Below are 4,380 nucleotides of genomic sequence, written 5' to 3'. Positions count from 1 at the left end.
CGGGCGACCAGTCCGGGAGGCCGAAGCCGCCGCCGGGGACCAGCGTGCGCGTCTTGCCGGTCGCCGTGTCCAGGATGATGAGCCCGTTGGTGGCGGCGTACACCAGATGGCGGCCGTCCGGGGCCCAGCTGGGATCTTCGTTGTTGCCGCTCGTCGTGAGCATGCGCGGGCGGCCGCCGTCCGCGCTCACGGCGGCAATCTGCATCCGCCCGCTCACCCGCGTGTGGTACGCGATCACGGGGCCCGCGGGCGACCAGTCCGGCGAGGTGCTGTAGCCCCGCTGGCCGTACGCGTAGTCGCTGATGAGCCGCGGCTGGCCGCCCGGCTCCATCACGTAGATCTGCGGCTCCCCCAGCCGGTCGCTCACAAAGGCGAAGCGGCCGCCGTCCGGCGCCCAGGTGGGGGAAAGATTGTCGTAGCCACGGCCGCGCGTCTGCTGCTGCAGCCCGCCGCCCCCGCCGCTGATGGTGGCGATTTCCGTGTTTCCCGACACCGTCGTCGCAAACGCGATCGTCCGCCCGTCCGGCGAGTACGAGGGGGTAATGTTGATCCCCGCGCGGTCGCTCAGCACGCGGTCCGCGCCGGTGCCCAGGTCCCGCTCGTACAGCTGCGGGCCGCCGCCGCGAAAGCTGGTGTACGCAATCCGCCCCCCGTCCGGCGACCAGGCGGGGGACAGCGCGATGCTGCCGTGGCTGGTGATGCGGGTGAGGTTCTCGCCGTCGCTGTCCACGGCGTAGATCTCCTTGCTCCCCCGCCCCTGCGTCACAAAGGCGATGCGCGACGCGGCCATCCCCGGCTCGCCCGTGGCCCAGCGCACCACCTGGTCCGCCGCGGCGTGCGCCGCCATGCGGAACCCGCGCGCGTCCGCCGCCGGAATGCTGAACGATCCGCTCCCCTTCGCCTGCCCGTAGACGGCGTCGTACAGCGTCATCGTCAACGTCAGGCCGCCCGCCCGCGGGGCCACGCTGCCGCGCAGCACCCAGTCCGCGCCGCGCTCGCTCCACAGGGCGAGATTGACCGAATCCGCCGCGCGCACCCCGGTCGCCTCGCGGATCTCGAAGCGGTCGCTGTACTGCAGGTCGCGCTGCACGATGGCCCGCAGCGCCTCGCCCCCCGCCCCGCCGAAGGGGAGAACGACGAAGCCCGGCTGCCGCTGCGTCTCGTACGTCGTGCGCAGTTGGACGACGACGGAGTCCTGCCCGGCGGCGGGCGCGGCGACGAACAGCGCCCCCGCGGCCAGGGCACCGAGGGAAAGGATCGATCGAAAACGCGGGATCATTGCGCGATGCTCGGGGAAATGTCGACGCACACCGGAAGCTCTTCCGCCCCGAACGCGGCGGGAAGCGCGCCGAACGCGCGGCGCGTGCCGGCCTGCTCGGCGGCTTCCATCAGCGCCAGGCGGAACGCGGCCCCGCCCCGCACCCGCTCGGTGGTAATGGCGGCGCTGGTTCCGTCGCGCAGAATGCGGAAGCACACGTTGCCGCTCCCGCCCTCCGCGCCCTCCGGCGCGCGGAAGAAGCGGCGCACCTGGCGCACGATGTTCTCGCAGTAACCGGGCGACGGGCAGCGCGCGCCCGCCGAGCGCACCGTCAGTCCCTCGCCGCCGGGCGAGCTGGCGTCCGGGTTGCGCCCCGTGGCCGGGCCCGTGCGCGTTCCGTCGCCCCGCGTGTTGTTGGCCGCCGTTCCCGTCCCCGGACGCTGGCCCGGCGCCGCGGTCCCCGTCGCGGGGCGGGTCGTCGTCCCGGTCGCCGCGCCGCCGGCGGGGCGCGCGGGGGTCGTCGCGGGCGTGGTGCGCGGAGGCGCCGGCGTCGTCCGGGGCGGCGTGGGTGCCGGCCTGGGCGGCGTGGCGGGACGCTGCGGTGTACGCTCCGGGGCGGGTTTGGGTTCCGGCGCCTTTTCCGGCGTGCGCGGGGGCGCGGGCGCCGGCTTGGGCGCGGGCGGCGCGGGATCCGGCTCCGGCGCGGGCGGATCGGGCTCGGCGGCGGCGGGCTCCGGTGCAGGCGCGGCGGGTTCCGCGGCAGGGCCCGCGTCCTGGTTGGCGGGCGGCTCGGCCATGGGCGCGCCCAGCACGTTGGGCGGCGGCGACACGATGTCCACCGCGTACACCTTCACCCTGGGCGGCAGGGCGGGCCCGGAGCCGCGGGCGGCCAGCGACATGGCCAGCACGGCCAGCCCGTGCAGGGCCACCGAGGCCAGCACAGGCATTCCCGTTCCGCCGCCGGCGCCGCGCCGCATCGTCAGTTCCCCGCTTCTTCCTCGGCGATCAACCCCACCGTGGCCACGTCCGACGCCTTCATCATCCCCAGCACCTGCACCACGCGGCCGTACGGCACGGCCTCGTCCGCCTTGAGGTACACGCTGCTGGCGCCCCGCTCCTTGACGATGGCGGGGAACTGCGCCGCGAACTCCTCCATGCGCACCGGCGCCTCGCCGATGTAGATCTGCCCCGCCTTGTCCACCGTCACGACGAGCCCTTCGGCGGAGGGGACGGACTGGGTGCGGGCGCGCGGCACGTTGACCTCCACCCCGCCCTGCATCATCGGCGCGGTGATCATGAAGACCACGAGCAGCGTGAGCACCACGTCCACCAGCGCGGTGACGTTGATTTCGGCGGCGTAGCCAAGGTCCTTGCGCTCGCGGCGGCGCGGCATCAGATGCGCCCTTCGCGGGCCAGCGCGCCGATCAGCTCGCTGCTGATGCCCTCCAGCTCCGCGCTGAAGCGGTTCAGCCGGCCCAGCAGGTAGTTGTAGGCCATCGCCGCGGGGATGGCCACAACCAGCCCGCCCGCCGTCGCCACGAGCGCTTCCGCCACGCCGGGCGCCACGACGGTGATGCTGCTGCTTCCCGCGCCCGCGACGGAAAGAAAGGAGTTCATCACCCCCAGCACCGTGCCCAGCAGCCCCAGCAGCGGCGCCACGCTGGCGATGATGGCCAGCCAGTTCAGCCCGCTCGCCAGCTCGTCGCGCTCCTCGCCCTCCTCCTTTTCCAGGACGATGCGCAGCACCTCCAACTGGGCGGGGGACAGGCCGCGCACTTCGCTTCCCGCCCGCGCCGCGCCCGGCCGCAGCTCGCCGAAAAAGGCGGCGCCGCGCTTGAACAGGCGGGTGAAGGGCGATTCACCCATCCCGCGCACCCACGAGTACGCCTCGTCCAGCGAGCCCGCGCTCTCGATGCGGTCCAGAAACTGGTCCGCCTCGCGGTGCAGCCGGCGGAACTGCACCGCCTTGCGCACGATGAGCGTCCAGGAGACCAGCGACAGGATGGCGAGCACGGCCATGACGATCTTGGTGGACGGCGTGCCGTGGGCAATCATCTGCCACGCCGACGAGAACTCGCTTCCGCTGTGCTGCATCAATCGGATGAATCCGGGAGAGAAAAGGTCACTCGCCGTCCCCGCGGGGCTCGGCGTCCAGCTCAAACAGGTAGCGCACGGTATCCAGCACCCCCGTCCCCCGCCCGTTCCCCGCGGCGCTGCGAAGGCGCACGGTGGGCGCGTGCAGCACCTTGTTCACCACAGCGCGGGTGAGCGCGTCGATGGCGGCCTGGTCCTGCGGGCTCAGGTGCGCGAGCTGCCGCATGGCCCGCTCCACCTCGCCGCGGCGCACTTCTTCGCCGCGGTCGCGCAGGGCGCGGATGGTGGGGACCACGGCCAGCCCCGCGTACCACTGCCAGAAATCCTCCACCCCCTCGGCCACGATGCTCCCCGCCGCGGGAAGCTCGGCGTGGCGGCGGCCCAGGTTGTCGTCCACGATCTGCCGCAGGTCGTCGACGTTGTACAGGAAGACGTTGGGCTCGTCGCCCACCCCCGCCTCTACGTCGCGCGGAATGGCGATGTCGATGATGCACAGCGGGCGCTGCGGGCCGCCCGGGAGCGCGGCGCGCAGCCGCTCGCGCGTGAGCACGGGGTGCGGCGCGGCCGTGCCGCAGATCACGATGTCCACCGACGGCAGCGCGGCGCCGAAGTCTTCCCACTGGATCGCCTCGCCCCCGCACCGCTCGGCCAGCTCGCGGGCCCGCTCGTAGGTGCGATTGGCGACGATGGCGGTGCGCACGCCCTCGCCGCGCAGCAGTTCCAGCGTGAGCTCGCTCATCTCTCCCGCGCCCAGGATGAGCGCCTTTCGCCCCTTGAGCGCGCCGAAGATCTTCTTGGCCAGGTCCACCGCCGCGCTGGGGACGGAGGCCGCGCCCACGCCCAGCGCCGTTTCGCTGCGCACCCGCCCGCCGACGGAGAACGCCGTCTGGAACATGCGGTGCAGCGCGGGGCCCACCACGGGGCCGTCCGGGCCGGCGACCTCGCGGGCCACGGAGTACGCCTCCTTGACCTGCCCCTGGATCTGCGGCTCGCCCAGGATCATGCTGTCCAGCCCCGACGACACGCGG

At 73.6% G+C, this 4,380-nt stretch carries 5 protein-coding genes; all 5 read right to left on the bottom strand.

The features are described from left to right. The coding region (locus tag VF665_RS07500) for a hypothetical protein (RefSeq protein WP_331052788.1) at positions 1-1,279 on the bottom strand (1,279 nt) is incomplete at its 3' end. Beyond that, positions 1,276-2,235, bottom strand: coding sequence for a hypothetical protein (locus VF665_RS07495; protein ID WP_331052787.1), 960 nt, complete (start codon positions 2,233-2,235; stop codon positions 1,276-1,278). The genes VF665_RS07495 and VF665_RS07500, both read right to left, overlap by 4 nt. Positions 2,236-2,237: 2 nt before the next feature. After that, positions 2,238-2,651, bottom strand: a complete 414-nt coding sequence (locus VF665_RS07490) for a biopolymer transporter ExbD (protein ID WP_331052786.1) — start codon at positions 2,649-2,651, stop codon at positions 2,238-2,240. Next, a complete protein-coding gene (locus VF665_RS07485) occupies positions 2,651-3,352 on the bottom strand; it encodes a MotA/TolQ/ExbB proton channel family protein (RefSeq protein WP_331052785.1) in 702 nt (233 codons plus the stop codon). The genes VF665_RS07490 and VF665_RS07485 overlap by 1 nt, the downstream gene beginning before the upstream one ends. Positions 3,353-3,380: 28 nt before the next feature. After that, positions 3,381-4,380, bottom strand: a 1,000-nt coding sequence (gene hemA / locus VF665_RS07480) for a glutamyl-tRNA reductase (protein ID WP_331052784.1), incomplete at its 5' end; no start/stop codon positions are given.

It is taken from the genome of Longimicrobium sp., from assembly GCF_036387355.1.
Taxonomy (GTDB): Bacteria; Gemmatimonadota; Gemmatimonadetes; order Longimicrobiales; family Longimicrobiaceae; genus Longimicrobium.
Note: the sequence above shows the minus strand (reverse complement) of the source record. Positions and strands in the feature narration are given on the sequence as shown.